Source organism: Bradyrhizobium sp. CCBAU 11386 (assembly GCF_028128955.1).
Taxonomy (GTDB): domain Bacteria; phylum Pseudomonadota; class Alphaproteobacteria; order Rhizobiales; family Xanthobacteraceae; genus Bradyrhizobium.
The window spans coordinates 1-13,943 of record NZ_LBKA01000259.1 but is presented as its reverse complement, the minus strand read 5'-3'; the positions used below and the strand labels follow the sequence as shown (position 1 = coordinate 13,943).

Genomic DNA, 13,943 nt, shown 5'->3' with positions numbered 1-13,943 from the left:
CGACCTGCCGCTTGTGCATCCGTCATTCCGGGATGGTGCGCCGGGACTGCGCGCAGCGCGGGCCTGGCGTACCAGACCCGGAATCTCGAGATCCCGGGTTCGATGCTTCGGGCCGCGCTTGCGCGGTCCCGTCGCATCGCCCCGGGATGACGTGAGAGATAACGCTCAGAGCAGCCCTGCCCCGCGCGCCCACTTGTACTTGGCACCCAACACCTCGACCGGAAGCTCGGTCGAATAGGCGTAGGCCGGGATGCCGTTCTGGTAGAGATATTCGGCGGCTTCCTCGACCTCGACGTCGCCGGCGAGCGAGGCCACGATCGGCTTCACGAAGCCCTTGGCCTCCATCTCCTTCTTCACCTCGACCATGTTGCGGGCGAACACCATCGGCGGCGTGACGATGGTGTGCCAGTAGCCGAGGATCAGCGAATGGATGCGCTCGTCCGACAGGCCGAGCTTCACCGTGTTGACGTAGGTGATCGGCGGCTCGCCACCGGTGATATCCACAGGATTTCCGGCAGCGCCAAACGGCGGGATGAACTTGCGGAAGGCCGCGTCCAGATCCGGCGGCATCGACATCAGCGACAGGCCGTTGTCGACGCAGGAGTCCGACAGCAGCACGCCCGAGCCGCCCGCACCGGTGATGATCAGCACGTTCTCGCCCTTCGGCGTCGGCAGCACCGGCACGCCGCGGGCGAATTCGAGCAGCTGCCGCAAGCTGCGGGCGCGGATCACGCCGGACTGCGCCAGGACGTCCTCGTAGATCTTGTCGTTGCCGGCGAGCGCGCCGGTGTGCGAGGACGCCGCCTTGGCGCCGGCCGAGGTGCGGCCGGCCTTGAGCACGACGACCGGCTTCTTCTTGGAGACGCGCTTGGCGGCTTCCGCGAAGGCGCGGCCGTCCTTGAGGTCCTCGCAGTGCTGCGCGATCAGATTGGTGTTGGGATCCTGCTCGAAGAAGGCGAGCAGATCGTCCTCGTCGATGTCGGACTTGTTGCCGAGGCCGACGATCGCCGAGACGCCCATCTTGGCCGAGCGCGAGAAGCCGATGATGGCCATGCCGATGCCGCCCGACTGCGACGACAGCGCCGCGTGGCCCTTGACGTCATAGGCGGTGCAGAACGTCGCGCAGAGGTTGGCGGGCGTATAGTAGAAGCCGTAGATGTTCGGCCCCATCAGGCGGATGTCGTACTTCTTGCCGACCTCGACGATCTCGGCCTGGAGCTCCGGCGCGCCGGCCTCCGCAAAGCCCGACGGGATCAGCACCGCGCCCGGGATCTTCTTCTCGCCGCATTCGGTGAGGGCAGCTGCCACGAACTTCGCGGGAATCGCGAACACTGCGGTGTCGATCACACCCGGCACGTCCTTGACGCTCTTGTAGGCCTTGTAGCCGAGGATCTCGGCGGCCTTGGGATGGATCGGATAGATGTCGCCCTTGTAGCCGCCGTTGATGAGGTTCTTCATCACGGAGTTGCCGATCTTCCCGTCCTCGGCGGAGGCGCCGACCACGGCGACCGCCTTCGGCTGCATGATGCGGCTCATCGCCGCGACGATCTCCTCGGTCGGGCGCGGCTTCGGCTTGGGCTTGTAGGCGAAGTCGACGACGATGCGGACGTCGGCCGCGATCGCGCTCTTCGCTGTCGCGAACACCGGATTGAGGTCGAGCTCGACGATTTCGGGGAAATCGGTGACGAGCTGCGAGACCTTGACGATGACGTCGGCCAGCGCCGTGCGGTTGACCGGCTCGCCGCCGCGCACGCCCTTCAGGATCTCATGGGCCTGGATGCCGTCGAGCATCGACAGCGCGTCTTCCCTGGTCGCGGGCGCGAGGCGGAAGGTGATGTCCTTCAGCACTTCGACCAGCACGCCGCCGAGGCCGAAGGCGACCAGCTTGCCGAACGAGCCGTCGGTGATCGAGCCGACGATGACCTCGGTGCCGCCGGCCAGCATCTGCTGCACCTGGACGCCCTCGATCTTGGCGTCGGCCTTGTACTTCCTGGCGTTGCCGAGAATGGTCTCATAGGCCTTCTCGGCATCCTCGGCCGTCTTGAGGCCGACGATGACGCCGCCGGCTTCGGTCTTGTGGAGAATGTCCGGCGAGACGATCTTCATCACCACCGGGAAGCCCATCGAGGACGCCATCTTGCCGGCCTCGCCCGCCGACTTCGCCACGCCCTCCTTCGGCACCGGAATGCCGTAGGCGTCGCAGACCAGCTTGCCTTCCGGCGCCGTCAGGCTGGTGCGGTTGTCCGCCTTGACCTGGTCGAGCACCTTGCGGACGGCATCTTTGGAATTGGACATGTGGCTTCTCCCTTGACCTAGTTCGTTCTTTGCAAAGCGCGCGCGTGTTGCGGCTGCCCGTGATGCTTGCCATTCGCCGCGCTCTGTTCCATCCGGCGGAACGGAGTGGCATAAAGCCCTGAGATTACTCCGCCGGCTTGGATCAAAAATGGCTGGCGATGGCATTTGGTATGCCAGAAGCCAATTTGTCAAGCTGCGGCACCGCCTAGAATGCCGCAAAAAATAGGCAGCTTGACATTCTGGCATGTGGTATGCCAAAAACTTTCCCGTTAATAATCCTGTAAAAGACGACTCCCACTGGAGGAGATTCGTCGTGTCCCTACGGAAACCAACCAAGGCGTTGCCGAACATGGCCGAGGCAGATATCGCAATCGTTCGTATTGCCCCGGAGAGCAGCTTCAAGAACAAGGCGTATGACGCCTTGAAGGAAGCCATCCTCAAGATGGACATCTACTCGACGCCCGAGCCGGTGATGCTCGACGAGCGCGCACTGTCCGAGCGCCTGGGTGTCAGTCGCACGCCGATCCGCGAAGCGATCGCGATGCTCGAGCAGGACGGTTTCGTGAAAACCGTTCCGCGCCGGGGCATCATGGTGGTGCGCCGGACCAAGAGCGAGATCGTCGACATGATCCGCGCCTGGGCGGCACTGGAGAGCATGGCGGCCCGCCTCATCACCACCACCGCGCGCAAGAAGGACATCACGGCGCTGCGCGACTACTTCAAGGACTTCGGCAAGGACCGCCTGCCCGAAGATCACGTCGAGGAATATTCGCGCGCCAACATCGCCTTCCACCAGGCGCTGATCTCGCTGTCGGAATCCCCCGTGCTGGTCGATCTCACCAACGACCTCCTGCTGCACGTGCGCGGCTACCGGCAACTGACCATCGGACGCAAGGACCGCACCGCGACCTCGCTGCCCGAGCATCTCGGCATGATCGAAGCACTGGAAGCGCGCGACACCGAGCTCGCCGAGAAGCGCGCTCGCGACCACACCCTTGGCCTTGCCGCTTACGTCGAAGCGCACGGTCAGGAACTCTTTACCTAGCAACGTTCACCAGAAGGGCGAAACATTCGCCCCAGTATTGAGACCAGGGAGACAAGGCCCATGCTGAACACCGCGACCAAGTCCGAAGCACCGGGCACCGAGCAGGAATTGACGGATGGCTTCCATCTCGTCATCGACGCGCTCAAGCTGAACGGCATCAACACCATCTATAATGTGCCGGGCATCCCGATCACGGACTTGGGCCGCATGGCGCAGGCCGCCGGCATTCGCGTGATCTCCTTCCGCCACGAGCAGAACGCCGGCTATGCCGCAGGCATTGCCGGTTACCTCACCAAGAAGCCCGGCGTCTGCCTCACCGTCTCCGCGCCCGGCTTCCTCAACGGTCTCACCGCGCTCGCGCACGCCACCACCAACTGCTACCCGATGATCCTGGTCTCGGGCTCCTCGGAGCGCGAGATCGTCGACCTCCAGCAGGGCGACTACGAGGAAATGGACCAGCTCGCGATCGCCAAGCCGCTGTGCAAGGCGGCCTATCGCGTGCTGCACGCCCAGGACATCGGCATCGGTTTCGCCCGCGCCATCCGCGCCGCCGTCTCGGGCCGTCCGGGCGGCGTCTATCTCGACCTGCCGGCCAAGCTGTTCGGCCAGGTGATGAACGCCGAGGCCGGCCAGAAGTCGCTGGTCAAGGTGATCGACGCGGCACCCGCGCAGATCCCCTCGCCTGCGTCGGTGAAGCGCGCACTCGACGTGCTCAAGAGCGCAAAGCGGCCGCTCATCATCCTCGGCAAGGGCGCGGCCTACGCGCAGGCCGATGAGGAGATCAAGAGCTTCGTCGAGAAGAGCGGCGTGCCGTTCCTGCCGATGAGCATGGCCAAGGGCCTCCTGCCCGACACGCATCCGCAATGCGCCGGCGCGGCCCGCTCGACGGTGCTGAAGGACTCCGACGTCGTCATGCTGATCGGCGCGCGGCTGAACTGGCTGCTCTCGCACGGCAAGGGCAAGAGCTGGGGCGAAGCGCCCAAGAAATTCATCCAGGTCGACATCGAGCCGAGGGAAATGGACTCCAACGTCGAGATCGTCGCGCCCGTCGTCGGCGACATCGGCTCGGTCGTCTCGGCGTTCAACCAGGCGATGGGTGCGGGCTGGACCGCTCCGCCGGCCGACTGGACCAAGGCGATTTCGTCCAAGCGCGAAGAGAACGTCGCCAAGATGGCGCCGAAGCTCATGAACAACAAGTCGCCGATGGACTATCACGGCGCGCTCGGCGTGCTGAAGAACGTGATCAAGGACCATCCCGAGGCGATCCTCGTCAACGAAGGCGCCAACACGCTCGACCTCGCCCGCGGCGTCATCGACATGTACAAGCCGCGCAAGCGTCTCGACGTCGGCACCTGGGGCGTGATGGGCATCGGCATGGGCCAGGCGATCGCGGCCGCGCTCGAGACCGGCCATCCCGTGCTCGCGGTGGAAGGCGACTCGGCCTTTGGCTTCTCCGGCATGGAGGTCGAGACCATCTGCCGCTACAACCTCCCGATCTGCGTCGTCATCTTCAACAATGACGGCATCTATCGCGGCACCGACGTCAACAGCGTCAACGCGGATCCCGCGACGACCGTGTTCGTGAAGGGCGCGCGCTACGACAAGATGATGGAAGCCTTCGGCGGCGTCGGCGTGAATGCCACCTCGCCCGACGAGCTCAAGCGCGCCGTCAACGAGGCGATGGCTTCACGCAAGCCGACGCTCATCAACGCGGTGATCGATCCGGCCGCGGGCTCGGAGAGCGGCCGCATCGGCAACCTCAATCCGCAGAGCGTCCTTCAGAAGAAAAAGTAAGTCCTCCCCCTTCAACCCTTTATTCCCTGCGGGTGCAGGGGCAGACAGAGTAGACGGAGCAATACGATGACCAAAGCGCTCACGGGCGTTCGCATTCTCGACTTCACCCACGTCCAGTCCGGACCGACCTGCACGCAGTTGCTCGCCTGGTTCGGCGCCGACGTGATCAAGGTTGAACGCCCGGGCGTGGGTGACATCACCCGCGGCCAGTTGCAGGACATCCCGAACGTGGACAGCCTGTATTTCACCATGCTGAACCACAACAAGCGCTCGATCACGCTCGACACCAAGAACCCCAAGGGCAAGGAAGTCCTCACCGAGCTGATCAAGAAGTGCGACGTGCTGGTCGAAAACTTCGGCCCCGGCGTGCTCGACCGCATGGGCTTCCCCTGGGAGAAGATCCAGGCGATCAACCCGAAGATGATCGTCGCCTCGATCAAGGGCTTTGGTCCCGGGCCGTACGAGGACTGCAAGGTCTATGAGAACGTCGCGCAGTGCACCGGCGGCGCCGCCTCGACCACCGGCTTCCGCGACGGCCTGCCGCTCGTCACCGGCGCGCAGATCGGCGACAGCGGCACCGGCCTGCATCTGGCGCTCGGCATCGTCACCGCGCTCTACCAGCGCACGCATTCGGGCAAGGGCCAGCGCGTCACTGCCGCGATGCAGGACGGCGTGCTCAACCTCGCCCGCGTCAAGCTGCGCGACCAGCAGCGCCTCGCCCACGGTCCGCTCAAGGAATACAGCCAGTTCGGCGAAGGCATTCCGTTCGGCGATGCCGTGCCGCGCGCCGGCAACGATTCCGGCGGCGGCCAGCCCGGCCGCATCCTGAAGTGCAAGGGCTGGGAGACCGATCCCAACGCCTACCTCTATTTCATCACCCAGGCCCCGGTCTGGGAGAAGATCTGCGACGTGATCGGCGAACCCGGGTGGAAGACCCATCCCGACTACGCCAAGCCGCCGGCCCGGCTGTCGCGCCTCAACGAGATCTTCGCGCGCATCGAGCAGTGGACGATGACGAAGACGAAGTTCGAGGCGATGGAGATCCTCAACAAGGACGACATCCCCTGCGGCCCGATCCTGTCGATGAAGGAGATCATCGAGGACCAGTCGCTGCGCGCGACCGGCACCGTGGTCGAGGTCGATCACCCCACCCGCGGCAAGTACATCTCGGTCGGCAACCCGATCAAGCTGTCGGACTCCCCGAGCGACGTCGAGCGCTCCCCGCTGCTCGGCGAGCACACCGACGAGATTCTGCGCTCCGTGCTCGGCTTCTCGGATCACCAGGTCGCCGATATCCACAACTCCGGCGCGCTCGACCCGCCGCAGAAGCAGGCCGCGGAGTAAGCGGTTCGATCAGAGACACGAAAGGCCGCCGGTTTCGGCGGCCTTTTTGTTGGCGGCGAGAGGGACTGCATCCCGCAATCGGCACGCTTGCCGCGATGAACCAGCCGACGCCGAATTAAGAACTAGCCCCGAGGAACCAAGGCTGGCGCCGGCCGTTATTCTCTTTCGCCGGCGCGCTCTCGGAAATGCGAGCGAGCCGCCTCCACAGCGAGTGACCGAGCGCCTCGCAGAATACCTGCCCAACGCTGCAGAATTGTCCGCCTCCTCGTCCCGAGGGTGACAAGTCGATCCATCTCAGCTTGCGAGCGGGAGGCGTCGCGTCCGGCACTTGCCAGGACCACGCCCGTTGATCAAACGAGGTCGATATGTTGAGACAACAATCCTCTGATCGCGCCAAGCGTGAAGCCGACAAGGCGTTCAAGCCTGCCAACACGCACAAGCCGATGAACGACTATGCGAAGGACCAGCACTCCTTCAACGAGAACCGTGAGCGGTTGAAAGCGGAGCGGTTGGCCCGCGAGGCCAAGCCGGCCAAGCCGAGTGGTCGCTCCGACTAGAGGGCGGCATGAAGGGGCGCCTCACGATCGGCGCCCGCGCCTGGCCTATAGCATCGGCCTATAGCATCGAGAGCACGACGATCCCGTCTTCGAGTTCGCCGGAAGCCAGCCGTATCCGCGCGATACGCTCGAACTCCGTCCGGTACTTCTGGAGATAGCTGAAGGCCTGCTTCTGCGTCTGAAACGTGGTGGCAAGCCGGCACATCTGTCGACCCGCGCCAAGCGCGAGAAAAAAGGTGATAGTCCCACCGTTGTCCGGCTTGATCCTAGGCACGACCCGCACTCTTTGGCATGTGACCGGCCCTCCTGGAATGATCGTCGGCGCTATCGAACCCGACTATCGCGGCGATTTCCGCGCGCGCTTCTTCGGCACGGGCGGCGGCAACGACGCGCGAATATCTGCGTCGGCCGCTTCCTTGGCCTCCCGCAACTCGCGTAGCCGCGCCATGTTCTTGCGGAGTTCGGCAGACTGCCGTTCGGCATCTGCCATCGCCCGCGCGCCTTCTTCAGCCGCCAGGCGTTGGCGGTTGGAACGCGCGATACCTGCGGGCGAAGGTTCTGCCGACTTCCTGGCGCTCATCTTCCACCCTGCTTGGCAAACGGACAAAACCCGCTCAATCCAGGGATCGAGCGGGTCGCATGGCCGTTTCAGTACATCCGTGAAACGGCACTGGAGAGCTTAAGCCAGCGAGAGATTCTCAGCGCTGACCTTGCCCCGCATCTTGTCGGTCTTGGCCTCGAAGTTGACCTTTTGGCCCTCGGCGAGACCCGAAAGACCGGCCCGTTCGACCGCGCTGACGTGAACGAACACGTCATTGCCGCCGTCGTCGGGCTGAATGAATCCAAAGCCCTTCTGGCCGTTAAACCACTTCACTGTTCCTGTCGGCATTCTTCTTCTCCAAAGCGCGCATGCGCGTAACCCGCGTGACGCTCACGCAGAATCGATTCAATTCGTCGATGTCTCTGGAAAAAGGAGCCCGCGGGCGCATTCAACAAGGCACAGCGGCTGAACGAATGGCCACAAGCTATACCCCATCACGGTCAGTTACAAGGCTCGGGCCGGATTTAATTGCGCGCCGGCTCCGGCGGAACGTTTGAGGCTCGCGACACTTCCGGGCGAACAACGTGTCTTAGTAGACATACACGCCATGGGTTTGTGGTATGGTTCCTCATCACCGCCCGGCCCGTGGCTTTCATCGGTGATGAGAACGCCAGTTGCGCTCCCGCCCTATCCGAACAAGGGGAGCATTGCCATGGAACGGCGTCGCTTCAAACAGAGTCAAACTCTCAAACAGCGGCTCGTCAATGAGATCAGCCGTCTGCGCGACGAGGCCCGCTCACTCCCTCCCGGCCGGCGCCGCGAGATGCTGCTGCGAAGGGTGCGGCAGGACGAGACCACCATCCAGATCGAAGCGTGGCTCAGCTCTCCGGGCCTGAGGGCGCCGACGTAACACAACACGATCGGGCTTAGTGGTGGGAGAGAACGGCGTGTTTCACGGGGCGCGCTCCGCGCCCATCGGATTGACCGCTGATCTCTAGAGCCGCGCCGGGGGTACGATCCTGGCGAGCAGAGGCACGTTGGAGTGCCACAGCATGCAGTCGCGCGCCCGAGCGGGCTGGCCGGCAGCAAGTTCGGAAAGCTGCTGCCGTGAGAACACGTGCCGCTCGCAGAAGAACGGCCGCAGCGGCGTGCGCGAGAAGAAGTTGTAGAACAGCGCGCAGCGGTCACGCGCGATCGCCGGGCGCCCACGATGGTAGTGGCTGGCGACATCCGTGAAGATCACCGTGCCGGCCTTGCCGATGCAGGTCGTCACGTCGCCGCTTTGCAGCGTCGCGCCGAGCCTTTCCTCCAGCATTTCCTGCGTCAGGACAGGAAAGTTGGCACCGTCGAGCGTGTCGCTTCCCGGAAAGCGACGGTGCAGGATTTCGAGCGGGCCGGTATCGATGTCGACATCGTGCAGGTAGACGATCATCTTGACCATCCGCCGGTCCTCGAGATCGCGATGCCATCTGCGTGCCGCCACCTGCCTGCCGTCGGCGACGGTATAGAAGAAGTTCAGCGTGTCACATGCAGCAGGCAGGCCGAGATAGGTCTCGACGATGTCGAGGATGCGATCGTGGAGAGGCCAGCGGACGATATGCGGATGGCGCATCATGTCTTCGGCGCCGACCTGCACCGTATGTTCGCCACCGAACTCGCCCCTTCCGGCGCGGCGGGAATAGGCGTCCGCAATTCCGGTCGCCGATGTCAAAAGCGCGTCCGTGCCAGGCAGATCCAGCGCTTCGAGCGAGGTGATATAGACGCCGTTCCTTTCCAGCCCGGCGACGATTTCCGTGTCAAGCGGCGAGAGTTTGGGGAGGTACGGCCTGTGCGATGCGCGTGCCTTTTCGTAAGCCTTGTCCAATTTCCGGCTGATGGCCGGCATTCCAAGCAGTCTCGATGCCATCTCCGCCGGCAGGCCGCGGACCCGGCGCAAGGCCCGGTAACGCAGCGTTGTCTGCTTCATGTCGCAAGTCTCCTCGGTTACGATGGATGCACATCGAGATCGCCGCCGGCGCCGTACGCGGTCGGCAGGTGGCTACTCTCCGAGTAGAGCTAAAGTTCGGCTCGATCGTTTCGAAGTGTGAACGGAGCGCATCGAACGTGACTGCAAGCAAGAGACGCAGATGGCGCAAGGTCCAGGCGCGAACGCCATGTGGAGAGCGACGCCGGACGTGTTGAGCACGATCGCAGGCGTCCTTTGGTTCTCCGCGGCGCGCATGCAAGCAACGAGTTGAAAAGGATCGAGGTCAGGATGTCACTGTTGGGAAAGGCAGCCGTCGCGATGTGGTGGAACGTCCGCCCCGAGCAGCGCACGGAATTCGGCGACTGGCATTCGCACGAACACTTCCCGGAGCGGATGAGCATTGCCGGCTTCCGGCGCGGCTCGCGCTGGACCAGCACGACGGATGCGGAAGGCTTCTTCGTGCTCTACGAACTGGAGCAGTACGAAGTCCTCTCATCGCGCGGATATCTCGACCGCCTCAACGCGCCGACACCGTGGTCGACCAGGATGATGCCGCATCACCTCGGCATGGTCCGCAGCCAGTGCCGGATCGTCGCGAGCTTCGGCGGCGGCGTTGCGACCTCGCTCGCGACCATCAGGCTGTCGCCAGCCGTCGGACGGGAGGCGGAGTTGCAGGCGCACCTCTCGGAGACGCTCGGCGCATTGGCGCATAGGCCGGGACTGACAGGGGCCCACCTCCTCCTGACCGACACGCCCAGGACGAGCTCGCCCACGACCGAACAGCAGATCCGCGGCAAGGACGGCGCCGCCGACTGGATCGCGCTGCTGTCCGGTTACGATCCCGATGCGGTCGAAGGCGTTGTCGCCAACCAGCTCTCACCTTCAGTGCTTCACGCCGCGGGCGCCCAGGACAATCCGGCAATCGGCCGCTACCGACTGGCGTTCACGATGACACCGCAGGATGTCGCCGCGACATAGGCGAACGCCCCCGTCAGCCGCCCAACCCGTTCCTGGCCGCGCGAAGAATATCGTCCGACAGCTTGGGATCGTTCACGGCCCGGGCGAGCACGAGCGCCCCGACCAGGGAGGATAAGGTCGCGAGTGCCTGGTCATCGCGCCGCTTCAGCTTCGTCCCTTTATCCATCCGGCTGCTCAGCCATCCGACCATGCCCTTCACCCCGGCCGTGAAACGCTCGCGCGCGCCCTTACTCTGGTGCCGCATCTCGCAACACAACGCTGCAAAGGGACAGCCGCTTCCCGGCTCGTCGCGATGTTCTGCCGAGAGGTATTCCGAAACATAGCCGTCGAGCGTGGCCTCGTCACGCAGCTCCCGCCCTTTCGCAACGATCGCTGCGGCGATCGCCTCCTCAATGAGCCGTTCCTTGGAACCGAACTGGCTGTAGAGGCTGCCGTGAGTCATGCCGGCGGCTTCAGTCAGCGCGTCCACGCCGACCCCGGAGATGCCGCGTTCCCGCATCAGGCGGGATGCGGCCTTGAGAATGCGATCGCGGTTCTCGGCCGCTTTTTCCTTCGAGATGCGCATGTCGCAGACCTTTGGCCGTGGAAGACCGGGGAGCCTTGACAATTATAATTACGATCGTCATCTTATGCAATGATTACGATCGTAATCAAAAAGAGACCGAACCGGAACGAACCGATGCCGGCCCGCGTGCGCGATGTGATCGCCCTCCGCCGCCCGGCATCATCAGGAGAAGAGATGGCTGAGCCCCATGGGAAGATCACCCTCGTGACCGGCGCCTCGTCAGGCATCGGCGAGGCAACCGCAGAGCGGCTCGCGAAAGCCGGCTACAAGGTTTACGGCACCAGCCGTCGCGGGGCCGAGGCCGGCAAACGATCGTTCGAGATGCTGTCCCTGGACGTGACCAGCGACGAATCCGTGGACGCCGCCGTCAACGAGGTGATCCGGCGCTCCGGCCGCATCGATCTGCTCGTGAATAATGCGGGCTTCGGTGTCGCCCCTGCCGGAGCGGAGGAGAGCTCGCTCGATCAGGCCCGGTCGATCTTCGAAACGAATTTCTTCGGGCTCGTCCGAATGACGCGCGCCGTCGTGCCCCACATGCGCCGCCAGGGACGCGGCCGCATCATCAACATCGGCTCCGTGCTCGGCTTCCTGCCGATGCCGTATGGCGCGCTCTATGCCGCCACGAAACACGCCGTGGAAGGCTATTCGGAATCGCTCGATCACGAGCTGCGCATGTGGGGCATCCGCGTTTCGGTCATCGAGCCTGCCTACACCAAGACGCCGTTCGATGCGAATTTCATCGAACCCGACGCCAAGCTCGATGAATATCGGGCCGTCCGTGACGGCGTCAGCAAGCGGGTGAACGAAGTGATGGCGACGGCCGAGCCGCCCGGCGTCGTCGCCGATACCGTCCTCGCAGCCGCCGATGCGGCGCGCCCGAAGATCCGGTACACGGCCGGCCGCCTTGCGGGCCGCCTGCGATTGCTCCGCCGGTTCGCCCCTGCCGGCCTGGTGGATGCCGGAATTCGAAAGGACCTGCGGCTTGATGCCGGTACGGTGGCATCTGCCAGCCGCGCGCGGGCATTCTGACAAGCGGCGGCCGCCGCAAGCGCGGACTGCCGTCATCACGGCCAGGCCCCCGAGCACCTCAACCGCAGGGACACATGAAAGCACTCATCCTGAAAAAATACGGCCGGCCGGATCAGGTCACATTCGCCGACACGCCGCGGCCGATGCCCAGGCCCGACGAAATCCTGGTTGAGGTCCACGCGGCTGGCCTCAATCCGATCGACACCATGATTCCGAAAGGAACGTTCAAGCCCATCCTCAAGCTCGAGCTGCCGGCCACGCTAGGCAGCGATCTCGCGGGCGTCGTGGTGGAGGTGGGAAGCCAAGTGACCCGCTTCAAACCGGGCGACGCCGTCTTCGCCAGCATCTTCGACCTCGGCGGCGTCGGTGCGCTCGCCGAGTTCGCGCGCGTGCCCGAGCGCGCTGCTGCGCTCAAGCCCGCCAATCTGGACTACGTGCAGGCGGCCTCGATCCCGATGGTCGGACTGACGTCCTGGCAAGCGCTCAAGGAGCGTGCGCAGCTCAGACCCGGCCAGAAGGCATTCATCCCGGCAGGATCGGGCGGCATCGGCACTTTCGCGATCCAATTCGCAAAATATCTCGGCGCGAAGGTCGGCACGACCACGAGCACGGGCAATGTCGACCTGGTGCGCAGCCTCGGCGCCGACGAAGTGGTCGATTACAAGAAGCAGCAATTTGAGGACGTGCTGAAGGACTACGATGCCGTGCTGGGCACGGTCAGAGGCGATGCCATCGAAAAATCGCTGCGAATCCTGAAACCCGGAAGCACGATCGTCTCGCTCGTCGGCCCACCGGACGCCGCGTTCGCGCGCGCCCGCGGCATGAACTTTGTCATGAAGTTCCTGTTCGGATTGCTGAGCCGCAAGATCATCCGCGGCGCCAGGACGCGCGGTGCGGCCTATTCGTTCCTCTTCGTGCGTCCGGACGGCAGCCAGCTCGCGGAGATCGGCAAGCTCCTCGAGGCAGAGCGCATCCGGCCGGTCATCGACAAGGTATTCCCGTTCGATCGGGCCAAGGAGGCGCTCGCTTATCTCGAACAGGGTCGGGCCAAGGGGAAGGTGGTCGTACAAATGAGGTGAGGCAAGAAAATCCGGGACGTCGTGTCGGGTCGGCAACGTCTCGGTCGTCCTCGGGACATGAATGGGCCGTAGACGCTAATGTCGGGTCCGTCAATGCAAGAGGATGAATGAACATGCCCAGCACTGTCCGCCTGCACCGCGTTCTCGCCACCAGCCCGGAGAAGGTCTATCGCGCCTTCCTCGAGGCCGACGCGCTGGCGAAATGGCTTCCGCCCAACGGCTTCACCTGCACGGTGCATCATTTCGAGCCCAAGGTCGGGGGCACGTTCAAGATGTCGTTCCGGAATTTCACGACGGGCAACGGCCATTCGTTCGGCGGCGAGTTCGTCGAGCTCGTTCCCGGCGAGCGCCTCCGCTACACCGACAAGTTCGACGACCCCAACCTGCCGGGCCTGATCGAGGTGACCGTGAGCCTGAAGAAGGTCTCGGTCGGCACCGAGGTCGAGATCACGCAGTCCGGCCTGCCCGACGTCATCCCCGTCGAGGCCTGCTATCTCGGCTGGCAGGAATCGCTGCGCAATCTGGCGCGGCTGGTCGAGCCGGAGATCAACCAGTAGCGACGAAGGCGCTAGCGAAGGGGCAAAGTATCGGAGGGTGGGCAAAGCGCAGCGTGCCGACCAACGCCCTCACAACCGCGCAAAGATGGTGGGCACGGCGCGCGAAGAGCGCGCCTTTGCCCACCCTTGTATTAGCGCGAGCGCTTATGATGGTGCCGTTCCGTGAGGAATGGCCCAGCCCGGGTGACGGCCC

General features: G+C 64.3%; 15 protein-coding genes. 9 read left to right on the top strand and 6 right to left on the bottom strand.

Going from position 1 to position 13,943, the window contains the following annotated elements:
• Window positions 1-165 precede the first annotated feature (165 nt).
• Window positions 166-2,295: an acetate--CoA ligase family protein gene (locus tag XI09_RS40610; protein ID WP_271571926.1), complete on the bottom strand. Its 2,130-nt coding sequence runs from the start codon at window positions 2,293-2,295 to the stop codon at window positions 166-168.
• A 349-nt stretch (window positions 2,296-2,644) separates the two neighbouring features.
• On the opposite strand from XI09_RS40610, the gene XI09_RS40605 reads away from it, so the two are divergent.
• From XI09_RS40605 to XI09_RS40590, 4 genes are all read left to right on the top strand, one after another.
• The gene (locus XI09_RS40605; protein ID WP_166819518.1) at window positions 2,645-3,340 is read left to right on the top strand and encodes a GntR family transcriptional regulator; all 696 of its coding nucleotides are present in this window, start codon (window positions 2,645-2,647) and stop codon (window positions 3,338-3,340) included.
• 60 nt (window positions 3,341-3,400) lie between these two features.
• A complete protein-coding gene (gene oxc / locus XI09_RS40600; RefSeq protein WP_271571925.1) occupies window positions 3,401-5,134 on the top strand; it encodes an oxalyl-CoA decarboxylase in 1,734 nt (577 codons plus the stop codon).
• Window positions 5,135-5,200: 66 nt separating this feature from the next.
• Window positions 5,201-6,478 (top strand): formyl-CoA transferase, encoded by a 1,278-nt coding sequence (gene frc, locus XI09_RS40595; protein WP_271571924.1) that lies wholly within the window; start codon window positions 5,201-5,203, stop codon window positions 6,476-6,478.
• Window positions 6,479-6,843: 365 nt separating this feature from the next.
• A complete protein-coding gene (locus XI09_RS40590) occupies window positions 6,844-7,035 on the top strand; it encodes a hypothetical protein (RefSeq protein ID WP_271571923.1) in 192 nt (63 codons plus the stop codon).
• A gap of 58 nt (window positions 7,036-7,093) precedes the next feature.
• On the opposite strand, the gene XI09_RS40585 is transcribed toward XI09_RS40590, so the two are convergent.
• The 3 genes from XI09_RS40585 to XI09_RS40575 all read right to left on the bottom strand — a co-directional run bounded on the left by XI09_RS40585 (window position 7,094) and on the right by XI09_RS40575 (window position 7,924).
• Entirely contained in the window at window positions 7,094-7,318 is a 225-nt protein-coding gene (locus tag XI09_RS40585) for a hypothetical protein (protein WP_092188893.1), read from the bottom strand.
• Window positions 7,319-7,372: 54 nt separating this feature from the next.
• Window positions 7,373-7,615: a transcriptional regulator gene (locus tag XI09_RS40580; RefSeq protein WP_271571922.1), complete on the bottom strand. Its 243-nt coding sequence runs from the start codon at window positions 7,613-7,615 to the stop codon at window positions 7,373-7,375.
• Window positions 7,616-7,714: 99 nt separating this feature from the next.
• Window positions 7,715-7,924: a cold-shock protein gene (locus XI09_RS40575; RefSeq protein ID WP_011085938.1), complete on the bottom strand. Its 210-nt coding sequence runs from the start codon at window positions 7,922-7,924 to the stop codon at window positions 7,715-7,717.
• A 364-nt stretch (window positions 7,925-8,288) separates the two neighbouring features.
• Here XI09_RS40575 and XI09_RS40570 point away from each other — a divergent pair, with 364 nt between their 5' ends.
• Window positions 8,289-8,486, top strand: a complete 198-nt coding sequence (locus XI09_RS40570) for a hypothetical protein (RefSeq protein WP_271571921.1) — start codon at window positions 8,289-8,291, stop codon at window positions 8,484-8,486.
• Window positions 8,487-8,570: 84 nt separating this feature from the next.
• On the opposite strand, the gene XI09_RS40565 is transcribed toward XI09_RS40570, so the two are convergent.
• Window positions 8,571-9,542 (bottom strand): hypothetical protein, encoded by a 972-nt coding sequence (locus XI09_RS40565; RefSeq protein ID WP_271571920.1) that lies wholly within the window; start codon window positions 9,540-9,542, stop codon window positions 8,571-8,573.
• A gap of 288 nt (window positions 9,543-9,830) precedes the next feature.
• On the opposite strand from XI09_RS40565, the gene XI09_RS40560 reads away from it, so the two are divergent.
• A complete protein-coding gene (locus XI09_RS40560; protein WP_271571919.1) occupies window positions 9,831-10,520 on the top strand; it encodes a hypothetical protein in 690 nt (229 codons plus the stop codon).
• Window positions 10,521-10,533: 13 nt separating this feature from the next.
• Here XI09_RS40560 and XI09_RS40555 read toward each other — a convergent pair whose 3' ends face one another.
• The gene (locus XI09_RS40555; protein ID WP_271571918.1) at window positions 10,534-11,085 is read right to left on the bottom strand and encodes a TetR/AcrR family transcriptional regulator; all 552 of its coding nucleotides are present in this window, start codon (window positions 11,083-11,085) and stop codon (window positions 10,534-10,536) included.
• A gap of 174 nt (window positions 11,086-11,259) precedes the next feature.
• On the opposite strand from XI09_RS40555, the gene XI09_RS40550 reads away from it, so the two are divergent.
• The 3 genes from XI09_RS40550 to XI09_RS40540 all read left to right on the top strand — a co-directional run bounded on the left by XI09_RS40550 (window position 11,260) and on the right by XI09_RS40540 (window position 13,750).
• Window positions 11,260-12,114: an oxidoreductase gene (locus XI09_RS40550; RefSeq protein ID WP_271572161.1), complete on the top strand. Its 855-nt coding sequence runs from the start codon at window positions 11,260-11,262 to the stop codon at window positions 12,112-12,114.
• 74 nt (window positions 12,115-12,188) lie between these two features.
• A complete protein-coding gene (locus tag XI09_RS40545; protein ID WP_271571917.1) occupies window positions 12,189-13,193 on the top strand; it encodes an NADP-dependent oxidoreductase in 1,005 nt (334 codons plus the stop codon).
• A 113-nt stretch (window positions 13,194-13,306) separates the two neighbouring features.
• Window positions 13,307-13,750: an SRPBCC family protein gene (locus XI09_RS40540; RefSeq protein ID WP_271571916.1), complete on the top strand. Its 444-nt coding sequence runs from the start codon at window positions 13,307-13,309 to the stop codon at window positions 13,748-13,750.
• Window positions 13,751-13,943 lie beyond the last annotated feature (193 nt).

Excerpts from the sequence above, each read along its gene's own strand:
- XI09_RS40605 (WP_166819518.1), top strand. The coding sequence starts at position 2,645 with ATGGCCGAGGCAGATATCGCAATCGTTCGTATTGCCCCGGAGAGCAGC.
- XI09_RS40545 (WP_271571917.1), top strand. The coding sequence starts at position 12,189 with ATGAAAGCACTCATCCTGAAAAAATACGGCCGGCCGGATCAGGTCACA.
- XI09_RS40610 (WP_271571926.1), bottom strand. The coding sequence starts at position 2,295 with ATGTCCAATTCCAAAGATGCCGTCCGCAAGGTGCTCGACCAGGTCAAG.
- XI09_RS40550 (WP_271572161.1), top strand. The coding sequence starts at position 11,260 with ATGGCTGAGCCCCATGGGAAGATCACCCTCGTGACCGGCGCCTCGTCA.
- oxc (WP_271571925.1), top strand. The coding sequence starts at position 3,401 with ATGCTGAACACCGCGACCAAGTCCGAAGCACCGGGCACCGAGCAGGAA.
- XI09_RS40555 (WP_271571918.1), bottom strand. The coding sequence starts at position 11,085 with ATGCGCATCTCGAAGGAAAAAGCGGCCGAGAACCGCGATCGCATTCTC.
- XI09_RS40575 (WP_011085938.1), bottom strand. The coding sequence starts at position 7,924 with ATGCCGACAGGAACAGTGAAGTGGTTTAACGGCCAGAAGGGCTTTGGA.
- frc (WP_271571924.1), top strand. The coding sequence starts at position 5,201 with ATGACCAAAGCGCTCACGGGCGTTCGCATTCTCGACTTCACCCACGTC.
- XI09_RS40570 (WP_271571921.1), top strand. The coding sequence starts at position 8,289 with ATGGAACGGCGTCGCTTCAAACAGAGTCAAACTCTCAAACAGCGGCTC.
- XI09_RS40590 (WP_271571923.1), top strand. The coding sequence starts at position 6,844 with ATGTTGAGACAACAATCCTCTGATCGCGCCAAGCGTGAAGCCGACAAG.
- XI09_RS40540 (WP_271571916.1), top strand. The coding sequence starts at position 13,307 with ATGCCCAGCACTGTCCGCCTGCACCGCGTTCTCGCCACCAGCCCGGAG.
- XI09_RS40560 (WP_271571919.1), top strand. The coding sequence starts at position 9,831 with ATGTCACTGTTGGGAAAGGCAGCCGTCGCGATGTGGTGGAACGTCCGC.
- XI09_RS40565 (WP_271571920.1), bottom strand. The coding sequence starts at position 9,542 with ATGAAGCAGACAACGCTGCGTTACCGGGCCTTGCGCCGGGTCCGCGGC.
- XI09_RS40580 (WP_271571922.1), bottom strand. The coding sequence starts at position 7,615 with ATGAGCGCCAGGAAGTCGGCAGAACCTTCGCCCGCAGGTATCGCGCGT.